Below are 19,796 nucleotides of genomic sequence, written 5' to 3' on the forward strand. Positions count from 1 at the left end.
AACTTGTAATGTGCAAGAATAGTATTAATAGGTTGACTAGAAGATAAGGAAATATATAAATGTTATTAAGGAGAAATGTTATGCTTAAGGTAATAATTTGTGAAGATAATGCGGTCCACAGAGATAAACTAAAGAATCTTATAGAAAATACTATTTTGAGAGAAGAGCTGAACCTTGAAGTAGCAGTTTGCACAGCGAGTCCTGAAGAAGTGATAAGCTATGTGCAAAAAAATCAAACTACAGGGATATACTTTTTAGATGTAGATTTGAAAAATAATATAAATGGTATAAGGCTAGGTGAGACGATACGGGAAATGGATTCTTTAGGCTTTATCATATTTGTTACAACTCATTTAGAGATGAGCTATTTGGCCTTCAAATATAAGGTGGAGGCTATGGATTATGTAATAAAGGATGAGGAAGATTATAAACAGAGGGTTAACAGCTGCCTTTTAAAGGCTTATAACACCTATTATAAATCAGATAATAAAAAAGGATATATATCCATAAAAGATGAATCCAGAATAATAAATATAAAGCTTTATGATATTTTATTTATTGAAACTACAGGAGTAGCTCATAAGATATGTGTGCATGAGGAAGATAGGCAATTTGCATTTTATGGTAACCTAAAAGATATTAACGAAAAGCTTACTCCGAACTTTTACAGGTGTCATAAGTCTTATATCGTTAATAAGGATAAAATTAAAGAAGTTGATAAGAAAAATAATAAAATAGTAATGGAAAACGGAGAGGAATGTTATGTTTCCTTTAGGTACATGAGGGGACTTTTAACATGAGCTTTGAGACTTTTATAAGAGAGATTTTTAGTTATATGCTTATCCCCGCCTTACTTATGAGCATTTTATGCTGCATTTCTATATATATTTTGAATAAGGAAGTTATAGGGAAAGAAGAGATAAGGAAAAATTTTTGTATTTCTATCATAATAGGAATACTTATTAGCACTGGTTCTTATTTAATCATCCTTCCTGTATTTTGCATAATTACTATTTTTCATCTAAGAAACAATGAAAGTAATATAAAAGCATTACTAATAATTTATGTAAATTATTTATTGCATACTTTATATATTTTTGCATATACCTTTTCAGGTAAAAATTTACAAAGAATACCACTTAAATATAGCTTTTTAGAATTTGTTATATTGTTGCCAGTGGTTATTTTAAGTTGTTTAATAATAAAGAGTCTTGTAAAAAGAAAAAAAGGTTATAAGGAGCGTGCATCAGATCAATTAAGGTTTAGAATGATCTTAATTATTAGTGTACCCTTAACTTTGATGATATGTGGAATTTTACCTTTTTTAACAGCTAGCGCAATAGATAGTGATAAGATACATTTTATTACTGGTAACTTTATACCAGCAGTATTGCCTTTAATAGCTATTATTCTTATAACCATAATTGTGTATAACTATGACAAGAGCTTAGAATATAGGGTTAAGCTTAAAAGAGAGGCTGAAGAAAAGAAAGAAATAATTGAGTATTCTAATATGATAGAGGAAATGTACGGAGAGACCAGAAGATTTAAGCACGATTATATGAATATGCTGACCCCTCTTAAAGAATACATAGATAAGGCTGATATAGAGGGATTAAGAGAGTTTTTTTACTGTAATGTTATTGACATGGACAAGGACATAAAGTGGAGTAATAGCAATATTGATAAGCTAAAATATATCAAGGTGGATGGTCTTAAGGCAATACTATCTACAAAGCTAATAAAGGCAGCAGGACTTAACATTGATATAAAAGTAGAAATAATTGAAGATATAAAGAATATAGCTATGAACATAATGGATTTATGCAGAATAATAGGTATACTGCTAGATAATGCTATTGAAGCTGCACAAAAATGCGAATATCCTAAGCTTTATGTTTGCTTAGTAAACAAAGATAACTACGTGACCATAGTTATTGAAAATAATTTTTTTGGACAGAAACCTAAGATTCATAAGATATATGAAGAAGGCTATTCCACAAATGGGAAAAGACGAGGACTAGGTTTGTACAGCGTAAAACAGATTATAGATAAAAAATATTATAATGCATTTTTAAATACAAGCATAGAAGGTAAGATGTTTGTTCAAGAATTGTGGATAAAATATGTTTGAAAAGCATCCTATGTGGATGTTTTTTTTGCGCAGGAGAATTTATTCAGTTTTCATAACCGTTAGTTTTTTAAGCCTTATCGTAAAAACAAGCTTTTTTATGAAGGATTAAATGTCACTTAGGAAGAGCTAAGCAATATAGGACTAAAAAATTGGTAAAATATAATCATTAAGCAGAAATGGAGCTGATTATATATGACGCAAAAAAATATTAGAAACTGAAGGTTTAACTAAGAATATAAGGGTAGAGACTTGGAATTGCAAGAGCTTTTTTAAACAATCTCAATATAGTTATACTGGATGAACCTAAAAATGGATTAGATCCTCAGGGTATAACATTAAATGTTATTGGCAGAAACCCAAAAAAATGATATAATAAAACGTTGTTATAATTTTTAGTAAAAGAATATTAACGTCAAAGTTATGATAATATATATAAAATAAATCACTTTTAAAAGAAGTATTGATTTATTTGTTATAAAAACTAAAGAAAAATTAAGATGGAGGTTATGTAAATCAAAAATTCAACAAAACATTCAATAGTTATAGGTTTTGCATTATTTGCAATGTTCTTCGGTGCAGGAAACCTAATTTTTCCACCAGCATTAGGAAAAGCAGCAGGGGATAAATTTTTATCATCAATTATAGGCTTTCTTATTACAGGAGTTGGGCTCCCTATATGTGCGATAATTGCCTGTGCTAAAATTAATGGTACTTTTGAAAAAATGGCGGATAGAGTAGGACGAGTATTTTCTGTAATAGTATCTATAGCTTTAATTCTTGTTATAGGACCTTTACTCTCAATTCCAAGAACAGCTGCAACAACTTTCGAACTGGGGATACATCCTTTATTCCCATCAATTGGACAAAATCTATCAATTATAGTGTATTTTGCAGTAGTGCTTGCATTTGCGCTTAAACCTTCTTCAATAATTGATAATATAGGTAAAATACTTACACCAGCACTTTTATTAATGTTAACTATAATTATAGTTAAAGGAATAATAGATCCTATTGGACCAATTGTAGCTACATCTTACCAAGGTGGATTCTCAAAAGCTTTAATAGAAGGATATCAAACAACGGATGCTATGACTGGTGTTATATTTTCATCAATAATTCTTGCATCTATTAGAGCAAAAGGTTATAAAAGCTCAAAAGATATAATGAGAATAACTATGAAATCGGCTTTAGTGTCTTTAATAGGTTTATCTTTTGTATATACGGGACTTATGTATCTTGGAACTCAAACAACTACTTTATTCCCTGGAAAAATATCTAGAACTAGTCTGGTTACAGAAATTGTTAGATTAGACTTAGGTAGTGTTGGTAGTATTATACTTAGCTTATGTGTTACTATTGCATGCTTAACCACTGCTATAGGAATACTTTCAGCTGGATCGAAATTCTTTGCTAAGCTTTTTAAGGGTAAATTATCTTATAAAAGTATTGCTATTAGTATGGCTTTATTAAGTGGGGTAATGGCTACAAAGGATGTTGATAGTTTAATTAAATTGGCAAGTCCAGTTTTACAAATTATATATCCAATTGTAATTGTTCTAATAGCTACTACTTTGCTTGGTGATATAGTGAAAAATAATAAGGTAGTTGCTATAACTACATACACAGTTTTAATAGTAAGTGTTTTAAATACTATTAATAATTTAACAGCAAATAGTATTGGATTTTTTAAATATGTTCCGCTATCCAGTGCAGGATTTGGATGGGTTATACCAGCTGTACTTGCTTTTGTAATATCTAACCGTTTAGTAAAAATAAATAAAATTACTGAAAATAGAGAATTAGCGGCTTAGTCCACTAGAGTCTATAAAAATACGTTGCGTTTTTTTAAGCAGTTGACAGGATTTCATTAAAAACAAAAGCCCTACAAAATTTAAATTTTGTAGGGTTTTTAAATTAAACTTTTTTTAGTCTAGATTTAGCAAGCGACAATTTCTTTAATCATAAACTCTCTTCCGCTTAATAACGCCCAGTCCTTACCTGCGCAGTTTGGACATGTTTGATTATGTTCAATTATATTAAAAACTTTATTACACTTTTTGCAAAGGCCATTACCAGGCAATATTTCAATTTCTAATTTCATATCTTGCATTGACGTACCATCCACTGCTGCAGGGTAACAGGCTTCAATATATTTTGGAATCATGGATGAGAGCTCGCCAATTTGGAGAACCAATTTATCGAATTTTGTTAAATTATTTTTTTCTGCGAAGTCCTCAACTGTTTTAATGACTTCAAACACCACGCCTAATTCATGCAAATGAACTCACCTCTACTTTTTGGCATCCAAAGATTGATGGGGGGGATTTGTGCCCCCGCCTTTCATTTGTTGCAATATTAATTTTTATTGCTTTTCTTTTTCTATTTGCGTAAGGATTTTTTAACCTTATGGATAAATATTCTACCTTTACGCTTAATCATATTTTTAATAATTATCGGTTTAAGATTTTCAAGCGCTACGCTTTCAGCGTCATATTTTCTGACAAGTGAAATAGCATCGAATTTACATCTAGTAGTACATGCACCACAGCCTACACACATATACTCATCTACAGTTGTAGCACCGCAACCAAGGCAACGTTCTGCTTCCTTCTTAACTTGATCTTCTGTAAAGGTACTTCGTAAATCCTTAAAGGTTTCTTTTGATTTGTTTCCATCCACAGGTAGTGCTTTTTGCCTTGGTGTATGATCATAGCTTTCAAGAGTCAAGTTTTCTTTATCAAGTGCATGATATTCTCTTCTGTCACGACCATTAATCAAGCTCTGTCCCGGTTGAACATAACGATGTATTGAAATTGCACCTTCTTTACCCATAGCAATGGCATCGATAGCAAATTTAGGACCTGTCATAGCATCTCCGCCTGCAAATACATCTGGCTCTCCTGTTTGAAGCGTAAAGGAATCTGCTTTAATTGTCTTGTTTGGATTTAATTCTATTTTACTGTTTTCCAGCAGTTTGCCCCAAGCAATTCCTTGTCCTACTGAAATCAGAACATGGTTTGTTTTAACAGTCTTAGTTTCATTTTCATCAAATACAGGACTGAATTTTCCATCCTTGTCGAAAACTGAAAGACATTTTTTAAATTCTATAGCTACAACATGTCCATTTTCTTTAAGAATTCGTTTTGGACCCCAAGAATTGTTGATACCAATATCTTCTGACAATGCTTCTTCAATTTCTTCTTCAAGGGCTGGCATTTCTTTTCGGCTTTCAAGGCAATACATATCAACTTTTGAGGCTCCAAGTCTTGCAGCTGTTCCTGCAACGTCAATAGCAACGTTACCGCCACCGATTACAACTACATTTCCTTCAAGTTTTATGTCGTTACCAAGGTTTACATCTCGCAGAAAATCAACACCTGTAATAACGCCTTCTGCATCTTCACCCTCGATACCGAGATTTCTACCTGCCTGAGCACCGATTGCAAGATAGAATGCTTTATAACCCTGATTTCTAAGGTCTTTAAGGCTGACATCGCGACCTACTTCAATATTTGTCTTGAACTCAACGCCCAGTTCTCTTAAAATATCAATTTCTGAATTAATTACGTCTTTTTCCAGTCTATAAGATGGAATTCCAAGTGTAAGCATTCCACCAAGTGCTTTTTGTTTTTCAAACACTGTTACCTTATAACCGTCAATAGCTAAATAGTAAGCACAAGAAAGACCGGAAGGGCCAGCACCGATAATGGCAATTTTCTTTCCGTATTCATGTCTAAGTTTTGGTACATAACGGTTATCTATGTTTAAATCTTGCTGTGCAATGAATTTTTTAATTTCATCCACAGCAACGGGATCATCAATATCACCCCTTGTACAGGCGGATTCACATTTTCTTGGGCAGATACGTCCACATACTGCTGGGAATGGATTTTCGTTCTTGATAAGTTCAAGTGCTTCTTTATATTTTCCCATAGAAGCCAGCTTAATATATCCTTGAACAGATATGTGAGCTGGACAATTTGTTTTACAAGGACTTGTACCGGTTGCAACAACATTTTCTCTATTGGTACGATAGTCCTCATTCCATTTGTCTGGACCCCACTCTGTATTAGATGGAAAATCCTCTCGAGTATCCGGAGTAATTGGTGTTTTAGTACATAAATTTTGGCCTAATTTCAATGCGTTAACAGGACAAACCGCAACACATTCGCCACAAGCAACACATTTATCTTTATCGATTTTTGAAACATAATTTGAACGCACAAAATCATTGTTAAGATACATTCCGGCAAATCTCATAGCGAAACAGGAACAACCGCAGCAGTTACAAATGGCGTGTGTTTTTCCTGGACCGTCCATATTTGGTATACTATGCATCAAACCATTTTCTTCGGCTTTTTTAATAATTTCAAAAGCTTCCGGGCGAGTAATTTCTCGGCCCCTGCCTGTACGGATATAGAATTCAGCAGCATGTCCCATCTGAATACACATATCTTCCTTCAAGTGACCGCAACCTTCTCCCATAGCTTCTCTTGATGTGCGGCAAGAACAATCTGAAACTGAGAAAATAGTATTTTCATTGAGATATGTAGAAACTTCCTCATAGGATGCTCTTCTGGTTTCTCCATCAATGGCTGTTTCAATAGGGATAACCCGCATAGCGCCTGTGCCTATAGGAAAAAGACCTACACTCATGGGGCCTTTTTTTCTTCCGTATTCCTCAAAAGCCTTGGCAATTTGCGGATACTTTTTAACGTTTTCCTTGTTGTTAACCATCATTTCCATGTGTCCCGGAACCCAAATATCATTCCAGTATTTATCGACACCGTCAATTTTGTTGACAAAAGCAACACCGGCAATGGCCAATTCCCATAAGAGTTTCGCTGTTTTATCTACAGATTTACCACAGAGTGCTGCAACTTCCTTCGCACTCTTTGGTTTACGCAGTTCAAGGCAAAGTGCCACTTCCGCCATTTCTTCTGTAACAACAGGTTCTAGAATTTTATATTCCGGATGTTCTGGCGTAATTTCTGTTTTTGTACCCCGTTTTGTCCTACTAATCTTATTAGCAAGATCTAATACTCTTTCTTTTACCATATGTAATGCCCCCCCCATATTAATTTTCGTTATGATGCTATTTTTCTTTCCAATTTTTTACTTCAGTACGTATCCAGTCGGCCCACTCTGAAGTTCCCTCACCTGTTTTGGCGGAAATTGGGATAACTTTGATATTCGGATTCAACTTTTTAACACGTGCTTTGACTGCATCTAAATCAAAATCAAAATAGTCCATTGCATCTATTTTGTTAATCAATAAAACATCAACAATAGAAAACATTAAAGGATATTTTAGAGGTTTGTCATCTCCCTCTGGTATACTTAAAATCATGGCATTTTTTGATGCACCAGTGTCAAATTCTGCTGGACATACCAAATTTCCTACATTTTCTAAGATGACGAAATCAATTCCTTGTGTTCCGAGTCCTTCTAGACCTTGTTTGGTCATATCTGCATCGAGATGACACATGCCTCCTGTGTGTAATTGAATTACTTTTGTACCTGTCTGCTCAACAGTACGAGCATCCACATCTGAGTCAATGTCGGCTTCTAAAACTCCGATGCTCATTTCATCTTTCAGAGCCTCAATGGTTCTTAAAACAGTTGTTGTTTTACCCGAACCTGGTGATGACATCAAATTCAATAAAAAGGTCTTGTCTTTTTTCAATTCTTCTCTAAGCAAATCTGCTTGCCTGTCGTTGTTTTCAAAAACACTTTTCTTGATCTCAAGAACTTTAAATGTATCCATATACTGCTTCCTCCCTTTATAAAAAAATGTTTGCAATCACTGAGTGATGATGCGCACCCTTATTAGATTGTTATTTTTGTTATTTTAAGTATATTTAAAAACGATATCATTGTCAAAAAAGTAACACACTTGCAATTCCAACGTTTGCACGCTTTCTATTTGGAGTCTAGTTTACACATTGAAGATTGAATGAACCATGTGTTAAACGCTCATAAGAAAGATTACGATGCACATAAGTGTAAACTATACTCCAAAATAAAAAAGTTGCTTAAATGATTCAAAATCATCTAAGCAACACTTTGTACAAAAAGAGGTCTTTATGATACAGCTTTTGAGTATCATTTTAGCAAGCAATGTTTTTTATTTGTGTAAGGATTTTTTAATCTTATGAACAAAGATTCTACCTTTACGCCTTATCATATTTTTAATAATTATCGGTTTAAGCTTTTCTATAGGTACGCTTGAAGCGTCATATTTTCTGACAAGTGAAATAGCATCGAACTTACATCTGGTTGTACATGCACCGCATCCTATACACATGTATTCATCTACGGTTGTGGCACCGCAGCCAAGGCAACGTTCTGCTTCCTTCTTCACTTGCTCTTCTGTAAATGTACTTCGTAAATCTTTAAAGGTTTCTTTTGATTTCTTTCCATCCACAGGTAGTGCTCTTTGCCTTGGCATATGGTCATAGCTCTCAATAGTCAAGTTTTCTTTATCAAGTGCGTGATAATCTCTCCTGTCACGACCAATGATTAAGCTCTGTCCTGGGTGAACATAACGATGGATTGAAATCGCAGCTTCCTTACCCATAGCAATAGCATCAATAGCAAACCTGGGACCTGTCATTGCATCTCCCCCTGCAAATACATCTGGCTCTCCTGTCTGCAGCGTAAAGGAATCTGCTTTGATGGTTTTGTTTGGATTTAATTCTATTTTGCTGTTTTCCAGCAGTTTGCCCCAGTCTATTCCTTGACCTACTGAAATCAGAACATGATTTGTCTTAACAATCACAGTTTCATTTTCATCAAATATAGGACTGAATTTTCCATTCTTATCGAAAACTGAAACACATTTTTTGAATTCTATGCCGAAAACACGTCCATTTTCTTTAAGAATTCGTTTTGGACCCCAAGAATTGTTGATACCGATATCTTCTGACAATGCTTCTTCAATTTCTTCTTCAAGGGCTGGCATCTCTTTTCGACTTTCAAGGCAATACATATCAACTTTCGAGGCTCCAAGTCTTGCAGCTGTTCCTGCAACGTCAATAGCAACGTTACCACCACCGATTACAACTACGTTTGCTTCAAGTTTTATGTCGTTACTAAGGTTTACATCACGGAGGAAATCAACACCTGTAATAACGCCTTTTGCATCTTCACCCTCTATACCCAAGTTTCTACCTGCCTGAGCACCGATTGCAAGATAGAATGCTTCATACCCATCATTTCTAAGTTCACGAAGGCTGACGTCACTGCCAACTTCAACACCTGTCTTGAACTCAACGCCCAGTTCCCTCAAAATATCAATTTCTGAGTTTATTACTTCTTTTTCCAATCTATAAGATGGAATTCCAAGTGTAAGCATTCCACCAAGTGCTTTTTGTTTTTCAAACACTGTTACCTTATAACCGTCAATAGCTAAGTAGTAAGCACAAGACAGACCGGAAGGGCCAGCACCGATAATGGCAATTTTCTTTCCGTAGTCATGTCTTAGTTTTGGTACATAGCGGTTATCCATGTTTAAATCTTGCTCTGCAATGAATTTTTTGATTTCATCTACAGCAACGGGATCATCAATATCACCTCTTGTACAGGCGGATTCACATTTTCTTGGACAGATACGTCCACATACTGCTGGAAATGGATTTTCGTTCTTGATAAGTTCAAGTGCTTCTTTATATTTTCCCTTAGAAGCTAGCTTAATATATCCTTGAACAGATATGTGAGCTGGACACTCTGTTTTACAAGGACTTGTACCGGTTTCAACAACATTTAGCCTATTAGTACGATAATCTACATTCCATTTCTCAGGACCCCACTCTGTATTAGATGGGAAATCCTCTCGAGTGTCTGGAGTAATTGGTGTTTTAGTACATAACTTTTGGCCTAATTTCAATGCATTAACGGGACAAACCGTAGCACATTCCCCACAAGCAACACATTTGTCTTTATCGATTTTTGAAACATAATTTGAACGCACAAAATCATTGTTTAAGAACATTGAGGCATTTCTCGTAGATAAACAGGAACAACCGCAGCAGTTACAAATGGCGTGGGTTTTTCCAGGACCATCTGTATTGGGTATTTGATGCATCAAACCATTTTCTTCGGCTTTTTTTATAATTTCAAAAGCTTCCGCGCGGGTAATCTCTCTGCCTCGGCTTGTACGGATATAGAATTCTGCAGCATCGCCCAGCTGAATACACATATCTTCCTTCAAGTGACCGCAACCTTCTCCCATAGCTTCTCTTGCTGTACGGCAAGAACAATTGGAAACTGAGAAAATAGTATTTTCATTGAGATAACTGGAAATTTCCTCATAGGATGCTCTTCTGCTTTCTCCTTCAATGGATTTTTCGATAGGGATTACACGCATGACGCCTGTTCCTACAGGAAAAAGACCAGCCGCCATGGGGGCTCTTCTTTTCCCGTAACCATCAAAAGCCTGGCCAATTTGCTTAAAGTTTTTAACATTTTCCCTATGTGGGTGGTTAACTATCAGTTCCATGTGGCCCGGAACCCAAAGCTCAAGCCAGTATTTATCAACGCCTTCTTTTTCACCAACAAGGCAAGCACCGGCAACCGCAAGTTCCCATAAGAGTTTTGCTGTTTCCTCTACAGATTTACCACAGATCGCAGCAACTTCCTTCGCACTCTTCGGTTTACGAAGATCAAGACAAAGTGCCACTTCTGCCATTTTTTCTGTAACAACAGGTTCCAGAATTTTATATTCCGGATGATCAGGCGTAATTTCTGTTTTTGAACCACGCTTTGTCCTACTAATCTTATTTGCAAGATCCAATACTTTTTCATTTACCATATATAGTCCCCCCCATATTTAGTTTCACTATAATGCTATTAGAACTTCCGATTTTTTACTTCAGTAGGAATCCAACCGGCCCATTTAGAAGTTTTATCATCCGTTTTAGTGCTAATCTGCACTTTTATTAGATTGTTATAATAATATCATTTTAAGTATATTTGAAAAATGATATTATTGTCAAAAAAGTAAGACACTTTCAATTTCAACGTTTGTCAACTTTCAATTTCAAGTCTAGTTTACATATTTCAGATGGAACGAATGAGGTGTTAAAAGCTTATAAGAAAGATTACGATGCACATAAGTGTAAACTATACTTGAAAACAAAAAAGTTGCTTAAATGATCCAATATCATCTAAGCAAGACTTATACCATTAAAAATATTTATTGATTAAATAGTTTGAATACTGAATACAGTTTTCCATTGACACGGTACTCATAATTTCACCAGCTAAAAAAATGTTGTTTTTTCCTTGCATCGCTTCCATTTTTTCATAGAAGCCTTTTTGTAGCACACTGGTATCTACATGCGGACACTGTTGCCAGTGCTTAAACTGATAGAGCCGTGGACTCTGAATGCCCAGTTTCAATAAATCACTTTCAATAATTTTTAGAGATGCCGCTTTAGAGTTTTCGGGATTGTTATAAGCATAAACCATAACCATCTCTTCATTACTTACTGAATCCCACCGTGAGCTCCAGATTAGGATATGGCCTCTTTTTTGTATAGATAAGTTTTCGAGCACACAACCACAACCTTTTGGGACCTTATCCACTATAAAAGCGTAAACATTAAAATTTTGATATTTTATAGAGCTCAAAAATTGTTTCATTTCGTGATCCCCATCATAGAGATCTGAAAATTGATTTAAAGGGGCGGTGATGAGTACTTTATCGAATTCAAGCACCTCAAAATCTGTATGAACACATAATTTCTCATGTTTTGACAGTGAAATTTTTGTTACGTTTTGTGTCAACCTAATATCTTTGATTCCCTGCCTTAAGCATTCAGTCAGCGCAGAAACACCTTCTTTCCACATGCAAAATTCAGGCAATTCCATAAAAGACATTAAATTATCATAATTCAATATTCGCAGAACATAAAGTGCTGGCACAACGTCTATATCTCCCAATCCATAACTGGTGAAATAATGCGCATAAACTGCTTTTAAAACCCTTAACTGATTTATATCACACCACTTTGAAAAAGGAAGCATAAGTGGAGCCTCTATGTTATGGATGTTAACTTTTTCTAGAGATTTATACTCCCCCAAAACATCAGGAAGTCTATCGAGTTCTTCCACAAAATCGCCCAATGATTCTTTCGGTATTTGCATGATTTTATTGCCACTTGTATCATAATTAACGCGCGATAACCTGGGGCCATCAATTTTGATATTAAAGGTTTTCATCAGTTTTTTTAGATGTTTCTGAGAATGCATACTAAAAAGAGCACCGAATTCATAGGACTTACCTTTATACCAAATCGTATGCAATTTGCCGCCTACCCGATTGTCTCTTTCAAAAACAGTAACATTTTTATACCCTTTTTTTTGTAAACCATCTGCTATTACAAGTCCAGAAAGTCCTCCGCCAATAATAGCAATCTTATGGTCCATTTTATTCAACTTGATCACCTTCTTTGAGGGGACTCAGCAAAGCCAAAAGCCAAAGTGGCAACGTGTCTAAATCTGCATTATTGTAGACAGCTCTTTCAAGAATAACTTTAGCTGGTACTTTTCCTGCATTACAACCACTAGAGATTACTTTTGAGAAATTGTAATGTCTTAAAAATTTGTTAAGCGCACGTTCAACCTTAATAAAGGAGTTAAGGTTCTTGTCAGTTCCAATTTTATTATAAAATTCTTTGACTAAGAGTTCATTAAAATCACTCATAACATCCAGAATAGTATTTTTTTCAAGGGAGATGAACTTATGGGTGATGTGGGAATTTTCTATAATTTCCTTATACTTGTCGCCTTTAACAAAATAGGGTACAAATTCTTTTGTTTTTTCGGTAATTAAATTCTTAATGTTTAAATTAAAAGTCTTCATCAAGTAGACCAGTTTGAGCTCAAAATAGTACCAAATATCAATATCTTGCTTTTTATTATATAGTTTCACAACACCAAATTTTGAATAGGTGTCATAAAGACTGTATTGATATATTTTCCCAATACCATCATATGTGCCCAAAAAATCAATTCGTTGAATCACCACATATCCGGGATAAGATTCTTTTGTGTGTTCAAAATACAGCGTTGAATTTTTGTTTTTTTGTTTTTCGCTTACATAAATACCTTTGGTCTTAGAATACTCTATCCGCTTAACTTTCGTTGACAGATTGTACCGTTTTAAGACATTGTAAATGCCTGACTCCCCAATATTAAACCCTTCCGTTCTTAGGTCATAGTAAATTCTTTTGGGTCCATCTGTAGGGAATCTCTGTATATGGGATAAAATTTCATATTCAATGGTTCTATTCACTTTATTTGGCATTTTAGGCTTTTTAGGCTCTTTGGTTGCAAGTCCGATCATGCCATGCTTTTCATAAGCTCTGTTCCAGTTGTAATAAGTCGTTCTTGAAATTCCAAACAATTCACATGTCCCTGAAACGTTATTTTCTTTTAAAGCATGTTTTAATATCATATACTTGTTGTGTGCATTAAAAACTTCTACTTTCATAACATCGTCTCCCTTTTAAAGATTCCCTACCTGTTCAGTCGATAATTGTCATATTGTTTAAGTATCCACATTTTCACCATTAGCTTTAATTGGAGTTTCAATATAAAGTGGAATGGAAAAGGAGAATTTTGTGATGATAATGAAGTAAGACACAAATCATTTATTTAATTATACCATTATTACCGTAAATTGGGTTAGAAAAATAAATATATGATTTTATGTAAAATCCTACATTGGCTTACACCGTAATTCACATGTTTGTGGTAAAATAAGGGTGGGGGAATATCATACATCTAAAAAAATCAAAATCTTAGGGGGAATCATATGAGGGGTAAAAATTATTTTTGGGGAATAATTTTAATTTTAATAGGAGTAGGGGCAATTTTAAATAATATTTTTAATATTCATTTTTTTACAATTAGTCAGTTGTGGCCTATCTTTGTTCTTATTCCTGGGCTTAGCTTTGAAGCAAGTTATTTTTCAAGAAGAAAAGAACCGGGCTTACTAGTACCAGGAGGAATTCTTACAACAATAGGAACATTATTTTTCTTTGAAATCTTTACTAATTGGCATTTTGCGGAATATACCTGGCCTGTATACCCATTAGCTGTTGCTATAGGATTATTTCAGCTATATTTGTTTGGTGGAAGAAAGCGTGGACTACTTGTTCCAGTATTTATTTTAACTACTATTTCGGTAATAGCATTTGCCACTATGTTACTCGGTAATCTTTTCTATTGGGTAAATACAAGTTTAATAATACCTATTATCTTTATCGCTATTGGAGTTTATATTTTAGTTAAAAATTTTAGTAAATAAAAATAGAGAATTTTTCTTAGCTTTTTAAGTGGATATATAAATATAGACAAACAGCCTGTTCGAATAATGAGCAGGCTGTTTGTCTTGCAGGTATTTTGAATCTATTATGCTAATCCTAAATATCGAAAGCTTATTTGATATTTTCATCATTAAAGATCTTATTTCGATACTCCATAGGTTTTAAACCAGTAATACTTTTAAAGAGTTTATTGAAGTAAGTTACGTCTGTAAAACCTATCATTGCTGAAACCTCATAAATTTTATATTGAGGCTGAACTAATAGTTTTTTAGCCTCATCAATACGTATTTCACTTAAAATATCAATAAAGGTACTACCAGTCTCTTTTTTTATAAGTTTACTAAGGTACCAGGTACTGATATATAAATAGGCTGATACATTCTTTAAGGTTAAACCCATAGCTACATTCTCCTTCATAAAAGACAGGGCTTTAACTACAAGAAACTTAGAATTTTTTTCATTAGTATTTAATGATTTATCCTCTGTAATTGTAACTGTATCACTTGAATTGTAATCTTCTTTAACTTTTCTTTTCAAATTTTTAAAGATTTGTTCATTAGATTTTACTTTTTTTAGTTCAATAATAGCTTCTTTAATGGAAAGGATTATTTCCTTAGTATTTGTGGGTTTAAGAAGAAATCTAAAGGCTCCAAGTTTAACAGCTTGCTGAGCATACTCAAAATCTCTAAAGCCAGATAATATTATTATTTTACATTCATGTTTATGTTTTTTTAGTTTGGAAATCATTTCTAAACCATTTAAACCTGGCATCCTGATGTCAGTTACGACAATGTCAGGTTGAATTGACAAAAGCATTTCTAGACCTTCATCCCCGTCTGCGGCTTCACCTATAACTTTGCACTCTAATGAATCCCAATCAATAACGGTTTTTAGGCCTTCTCTTATGATTTCTTCGTCATCAATAATAAGTACTTTAAACATTTAACATACACCCCCTTTTATATGTTGCCGGGTACTTTAATTGTAACAATAGTCCACATACCCTCCTTACTTTCTATTTTTACCCCGTATTCTTTACCATAAAGCAATCTAATTCTGCGATGCACATTAATAATACCTATCTTAGAATTATCCAAGATATTTTCAGATTCTGAAAATTTATCATCGCTCATATCTTCTATTAGGGCTAGTAATTTACTTTTTTCAATGCCTAACCCGTCATCCACTACAGTAATAATTAGTTGATTGTTTTCCTTCTTTATTGTAATATCTACTGTTCCTCCACCCTTTTTCATTTCAAGTCCATGGTATATTGTGTTTTCAATTATGGGTTGAATTAAAAGCTTAGGAAGCCTGTTATTAAGGGTGTCTTCATCAATATTTAAATTAAATTCTATTTTTTTACCAAATCGTTTCTGGATTAAAAATTTATAGCTTTGGATGTATTCGATTTCTTTATAAACAGGAATAAATTTCTCATTGCTCCTATTTAGGTTTGCTTCTATAATGTACGAAAAAGCAGAAATCATTTCACTGACCTCATCATCACCGTGAATTTTTGCTTTCCAGTTAATGGACTCAAGTGTATTATATAAAAAGTGAGGATTAATTTGAGCTTGCAATGCATTAATTTCAGATTGTTTCATTACAAGTTGCTCTTTATATACCGTATCAATTAGATTCTTTATATTTTCCGACATTTTATTAAAGGTACGAAACACGAAACCAAATTCATCCTTGCGATTACTTTCTATTATTACACCCATGTTACCATTTTCTATTTCCTTCATTCTCTTTATTAATAGATTCAGTGGACGTATTATTGTACTATGTAAATAATTTATAAGTAGTAAGCAAATAGGAAGAGTAGCGATACAAAGAATTATACTAAATTTAGCTACCTTTCTTAGGTCTTTAAATAATACATTTCCTGAAATTCCAACAACAAGCTTCCAATTGGCTGGTCTAATTGTGTCATATATCATATATATAGAATCATTTTTAGTCTTTATCTCTTCTTCACCTTTGTCTAAATTAGAATCAATAAAAGATTGTATGGATTTATTAGAATTTACATCAAAACTATTATTTATAAATATTAATTGGCCATGGCTGTTATAGAGGCCCAAAGTTTGCTTTGAATTAATTAGTATATTGTTGAATACTTCCATAAAATATTGATTATCTATTTTAAAGGCTAAAAGACCAACTGCCTTATTCACATCTAAGGAACCATATATGGATTTTGCCAGGTATATACCATCTATTTTCCCATTTTTACTTGTTACATACCATACCGGAGCTCCTTTTCCTTTTAGAGCGATCGTATTTAACTTATCCATATTAGCATAGCAATCTGTAGTAGCAACAAAAGTTCTATTTGCTTGAAACACCTTTTCGCTCACAGAATATTTAATGAGAATTTCGTTTAGCTCATATTTAGAGAAAAGTAAAGATTGTAAATACTGTTGGAAACTATTTTCATATATAAAATCTAAATTATTAGAATTAATTAAAGTGTTTGTATCAATTATTTTGCGGTCATAAAAAAGCTGTATTGAGAAAAGGGTAAGCTTGTCCATTCTGTCTGAAAGCGATTGGGTTAGTTGATTTGCTGCACTTTGATAGTCCACTATAGCTTTTTCTTTAATCATTTTTGAATAATTCACATATCCTAAATATCCAATAATTATTGTAGGATAAAGAATAAATAGAATTGCAATAATAATAAGCTTAGTTTTCATAGAATGTTTTGTCATAATAAAAGTCCTTTCATAAGTTGATTTTAATTTTAATAGGTTTTCTATAAGTATACCTTATATTACACTGAATGAATTCCAAAACTAATTATATACTAAAAAAGAAATTGTTTTACAATATCACCACATTTTGCTTACAAGCCAAAATAAACAAATAAATGCCAATATGAACAGATTTAATGTTTTTTATATGGGTGTTATAATATGTTTGTAAGTTGATATTGACATGAAAACATTTACATAACAATTCAAAAAGGTTTAATCAGTATTATTAATAAGCGTAAGGCTCATATTTTGATATATTAATAATATTGTAGAAATAAAAAATAGGGGGATATCAAAATGAAAAAATCCAAAAAATTGATTTGTCTGCTCATGACAACTACTGTTTTAGCTTCAGCTTTAGCTGGATGCGGTAGCAAGGATAAAAAAGAGGCGGTTAAACCTGCAATAGCTGTAGAGGAGAAGGAAGTAACAATTAGAGTAGAAACAACTTTTACTGGTGCAGACACATACACAGAAGTATGGCAACAGGCTTTAAAAGATTTCCAAGCTAAAAATCCTAAAATCAAAGTTATAGATGAAGCTACGTCTGCTGCAAGTGAGGCTTTTAAAACAAAAATAAATACTGATTTTGCTTCAGGTAATGAACCAGATGTAACATACGGATTTAATGGCGCAGCTGGAAAACCACTTGTTGATTCAGGTAAGGTAATTTCTTGGGAAGATGAATTAGCTAAAGATCCTACTTGGGCTGCAAATTTTAAGAAAGCGGGACTGGATTCGGGTAAGTATGATGGTAAGCTTTATGCACTTCCCTACATTGGCTTTTTTGAAGGAGTATGGATAAATACCGATTTATTTAAGAATAACGGACTTGAAATTCCTAAGACTTATGAGGATATTTTAAAGGCTATTCCAGTACTTAATGCAAAGGAAATAACCCCAATTGCTTGTTCCTTTGCTGAAGAACCACATTATTTAATTGAAACATTATTACTTTCACAAGGTGGAGTAGAAGGTCATAAAAAATCATTTGATGCTAGCTGGGCTCCAGCACTTGCACTTGCTAAAGACCTTTATGATAAAAAAGCATTTACAAAAGATGCCTTAACAATTAAACAAGCTACTTGTGCACAGGCTTTTGCTGATAAGAAAGCTGCAATGTTTATTTCAGGTTCTTGGTCAGGTGGAGCATTTCAGGGAAAAGAAAATGTTAGCGTAATACCTTTCCCACTAGTAACTGGTGGAAAAGCTAAGGCTAATGACATAATTGGTGGTACAGGCACAGGTTGGTATGTAACTAAGGCTCTTAATGATAAGAAAAATGGCGCGGGTATGAAATTTGTTAAGTTTATGACTCAGCCAGAACAACTTGCGAAATTTGCTGCAAAAGGAGGAGTTCCACTTCTAAATATACCAGCTTCAACTGAAGGTGGTGCACTAGCAAAAAATATCAGTGAATTTATGAGTAATGCTACTAGCATGAATAGTCCTGCTGGAGATAATATGAATCAGGAAGCCTTTACAGCTATATGGAAAGGTATGCAATATATAGTTTCTGGAAAGAAGACTTCACAACAAGTACTTGATGAGGCACAAAAATTAGTAAAATAATCAAGACTCAGTAGTAATATCTCAAATTAATAATACACAATGCTCAATATATAATAAATTGTATTGTTCATTGTGTATTTTAAAATAATGATTCAGGGAGTAATGAATATGATTTTAAAGGATAAAAAATATGCTTTTTTATTTTTAGCACCAGCTCTTACTTTAATTACGGTTTTTCTATTCAATCCGCTAATCCAAACCTTCTATTTTAGTTTAACTGATTGGCATAATTTTTCAATGAAAAAGACTTTTATTGGCCTGGAAAATTATCAGAGACTTCTACAGGACCCCGTAGTTGGGATAGCAATTAAAAACACACTATTATTAATATTATTATGTATTATATTTGAAATTGGATTTGCTCTACTCCTTGCTATGTTAATAGACGGAGTTAAGAGGGGTTTTAAGATTTATAGAACAGTTTTCTTTTTTCCTGTTGTAGTATCAGGTTCCGCAATAGGACTCTTGTTCGCACTTACATATCAGTATGATGCAGGTCTTTTGAATAACATTTTAGGTGTATTTGGTATGTCAAAGGTAATGTGGCTAACTGAAAAATCTTCAGCATTACTTTCTATGATGCCGTATATTTGGCAAATGACTGGTTTTTATTTTGTAATATTTATGACCGCACTTACAAAAATACCAAGTGATATATATGAATCAGCAGCTTTGGATGGTGTAACGGGATTCTCCAAATCAATATATATAACACTTCCACTTATAAGAGATGTAATAATTACAACTATTGCCCTGGTAATTACATCAGCTATAAAGGTTTTTGATATTATATTTACAATAACACAGGGTGGTCCTATGAATTCAAGTCAGGTACTAAGCACGTATATATATCAAACTACATTCCAATCTATGAATCAAGGATATGGGTCTGCACTATCTATTCTTATGGTTGTTATAGGAATTGGTTTGACTATTATTACTACATTAATGTCAAGGAAAGAGCCGATAAGTTATTAGTTGTTTATGAAG

14 protein-coding genes and 1 pseudogene are annotated in these 19,796 nt (G+C 33.5%); 7 read left to right on the top strand and 8 right to left on the bottom strand.

Annotation, left to right across the window (positions count from 1 at the left end; genetic code table 11):
• Positions 1 to 80 precede the first annotated feature (80 nt).
• The 4 genes and pseudogenes from ACREV6_RS17130 to brnQ all read left to right on the top strand — a co-directional run bounded on the left by ACREV6_RS17130 (position 81) and on the right by brnQ (position 3,945).
• Complete coding sequence (locus ACREV6_RS17130; RefSeq protein ID WP_431579256.1) at positions 81 to 800, top strand: LytR/AlgR family response regulator transcription factor; 720 nt, start codon at positions 81 to 83, stop codon at positions 798 to 800.
• On the top strand, positions 797 to 2,134 hold the full coding sequence (locus ACREV6_RS17135; protein WP_431579257.1) for a sensor histidine kinase: 1,338 nt from the start codon (positions 797 to 799) through the stop codon (positions 2,132 to 2,134). Before ACREV6_RS17130 ends, ACREV6_RS17135 begins: the two co-directional genes overlap by 4 nt.
• Before the next feature lie 245 nt (positions 2,135 to 2,379).
• Positions 2,380 to 2,466 (top strand): annotated as a pseudogene (locus ACREV6_RS17140) (ABC transporter ATP-binding protein); the annotation flags it as partial.
• Positions 2,467 to 2,646: 180 nt separating this feature from the next.
• Positions 2,647 to 3,945 carry a branched-chain amino acid transport system II carrier protein gene (gene brnQ / locus ACREV6_RS17145; protein ID WP_431579430.1) on the top strand — a complete coding sequence of 433 codons (1,299 nt, stop codon included), beginning with the start codon at positions 2,647 to 2,649 and terminating at the stop codon, positions 3,943 to 3,945.
• 125 nt (positions 3,946 to 4,070) lie between these two features.
• Here brnQ and ACREV6_RS17150 read toward each other — a convergent pair whose 3' ends face one another.
• The 6 genes from ACREV6_RS17150 to ACREV6_RS17175 all read right to left on the bottom strand — a co-directional run bounded on the left by ACREV6_RS17150 (position 4,071) and on the right by ACREV6_RS17175 (position 13,631).
• Entirely contained in the window at positions 4,071 to 4,412 is a 342-nt protein-coding gene (locus ACREV6_RS17150) for a hydrogenase maturation nickel metallochaperone HypA (RefSeq protein ID WP_431579258.1), read from the bottom strand.
• A gap of 101 nt (positions 4,413 to 4,513) precedes the next feature.
• Entirely contained in the window at positions 4,514 to 7,192 is a 2,679-nt protein-coding gene (locus ACREV6_RS17155; RefSeq protein WP_431579259.1) for an FAD-dependent oxidoreductase, read from the bottom strand.
• 37 nt (positions 7,193 to 7,229) lie between these two features.
• Positions 7,230 to 7,901 (bottom strand): hydrogenase nickel incorporation protein HypB, encoded by a 672-nt coding sequence (hypB, locus tag ACREV6_RS17160; RefSeq protein ID WP_431579260.1) that lies wholly within the window; start codon positions 7,899 to 7,901, stop codon positions 7,230 to 7,232.
• Positions 7,902 to 8,261: 360 nt separating this feature from the next.
• Positions 8,262 to 10,946 carry an FAD-dependent oxidoreductase gene (locus ACREV6_RS17165; RefSeq protein ID WP_431579261.1) on the bottom strand — a complete coding sequence of 895 codons (2,685 nt, stop codon included), beginning with the start codon at positions 10,944 to 10,946 and terminating at the stop codon, positions 8,262 to 8,264.
• A 374-nt stretch (positions 10,947 to 11,320) separates the two neighbouring features.
• Entirely contained in the window at positions 11,321 to 12,565 is a 1,245-nt protein-coding gene (locus ACREV6_RS17170; RefSeq protein ID WP_431579431.1) for an FAD-dependent oxidoreductase, read from the bottom strand.
• Between the two features lies 1 nt (position 12,566).
• Positions 12,567 to 13,631, bottom strand: coding sequence for a helix-turn-helix domain-containing protein (locus ACREV6_RS17175; protein WP_431579262.1), 1,065 nt, complete (start codon positions 13,629 to 13,631; stop codon positions 12,567 to 12,569).
• 324 nt (positions 13,632 to 13,955) lie between these two features.
• On the opposite strand from ACREV6_RS17175, the gene ACREV6_RS17180 reads away from it, so the two are divergent.
• Complete coding sequence (locus ACREV6_RS17180; protein WP_431579263.1) at positions 13,956 to 14,450, top strand: LiaI-LiaF-like domain-containing protein; 495 nt, start codon at positions 13,956 to 13,958, stop codon at positions 14,448 to 14,450.
• A 130-nt stretch (positions 14,451 to 14,580) separates the two neighbouring features.
• On the opposite strand, the gene ACREV6_RS17185 is transcribed toward ACREV6_RS17180, so the two are convergent.
• Together ACREV6_RS17185 and ACREV6_RS17190 are read right to left on the bottom strand one after the other, a co-directional pair.
• Positions 14,581 to 15,411, bottom strand: a complete 831-nt coding sequence (locus ACREV6_RS17185) for a response regulator transcription factor (RefSeq protein ID WP_431579264.1) — start codon at positions 15,409 to 15,411, stop codon at positions 14,581 to 14,583.
• Positions 15,412 to 15,428: 17 nt separating this feature from the next.
• Complete coding sequence (locus tag ACREV6_RS17190) at positions 15,429 to 17,189, bottom strand: cache domain-containing sensor histidine kinase (protein ID WP_431579265.1); 1,761 nt, start codon at positions 17,187 to 17,189, stop codon at positions 15,429 to 15,431.
• Between the two features lie 342 nt (positions 17,190 to 17,531).
• Between ACREV6_RS17190 and ACREV6_RS17195 the strand changes: the two genes are divergently transcribed.
• Both ACREV6_RS17195 and ACREV6_RS17200 read left to right on the top strand, forming a co-directional pair.
• Complete coding sequence (locus tag ACREV6_RS17195; RefSeq protein ID WP_431579266.1) at positions 17,532 to 18,806, top strand: ABC transporter substrate-binding protein; 1,275 nt, start codon at positions 17,532 to 17,534, stop codon at positions 18,804 to 18,806.
• Between the two features lie 108 nt (positions 18,807 to 18,914).
• Positions 18,915 to 19,784, top strand: coding sequence for a carbohydrate ABC transporter permease (locus ACREV6_RS17200; RefSeq protein ID WP_431579267.1), 870 nt, complete (start codon positions 18,915 to 18,917; stop codon positions 19,782 to 19,784).
• Positions 19,785 to 19,796: the final 12 nt, after the last annotated feature.

Source organism: Clostridium sp., from assembly GCF_050717515.1.
Lineage (GTDB): Bacteria > Bacillota > Clostridia > Clostridiales > Clostridiaceae > Clostridium_AD.

Bases quoted from the DNA above. Each gene is read 5' to 3' on its own strand.
- ACREV6_RS17130 (WP_431579256.1), top strand. From the start codon at position 81: ATGCTTAAGGTAATAATTTGTGAAGATAATGCGGTCCACAGAGATAAA.
- ACREV6_RS17135 (WP_431579257.1), top strand. From the start codon at position 797: ATGAGCTTTGAGACTTTTATAAGAGAGATTTTTAGTTATATGCTTATC.
- ACREV6_RS17155 (WP_431579259.1), bottom strand. From the start codon at position 7,192: ATGGTAAAAGAAAGAGTATTAGATCTTGCTAATAAGATTAGTAGGACA.
- hypB (WP_431579260.1), bottom strand. From the start codon at position 7,901: ATGGATACATTTAAAGTTCTTGAGATCAAGAAAAGTGTTTTTGAAAAC.
- ACREV6_RS17165 (WP_431579261.1), bottom strand. From the start codon at position 10,946: ATGGTAAATGAAAAAGTATTGGATCTTGCAAATAAGATTAGTAGGACA.
- ACREV6_RS17170 (WP_431579431.1), bottom strand. From the start codon at position 12,565: ATGGACCATAAGATTGCTATTATTGGCGGAGGACTTTCTGGACTTGTA.
- ACREV6_RS17175 (WP_431579262.1), bottom strand. From the start codon at position 13,631: ATGAAAGTAGAAGTTTTTAATGCACACAACAAGTATATGATATTAAAA.
- ACREV6_RS17180 (WP_431579263.1), top strand. From the start codon at position 13,956: ATGAGGGGTAAAAATTATTTTTGGGGAATAATTTTAATTTTAATAGGA.
- ACREV6_RS17185 (WP_431579264.1), bottom strand. From the start codon at position 15,411: ATGTTTAAAGTACTTATTATTGATGACGAAGAAATCATAAGAGAAGGC.
- ACREV6_RS17190 (WP_431579265.1), bottom strand. From the start codon at position 17,189: ATGACAAAACATTCTATGAAAACTAAGCTTATTATTATTGCAATTCTA.
- ACREV6_RS17195 (WP_431579266.1), top strand. From the start codon at position 17,532: ATGAAAAAATCCAAAAAATTGATTTGTCTGCTCATGACAACTACTGTT.
- ACREV6_RS17200 (WP_431579267.1), top strand. From the start codon at position 18,915: ATGATTTTAAAGGATAAAAAATATGCTTTTTTATTTTTAGCACCAGCT.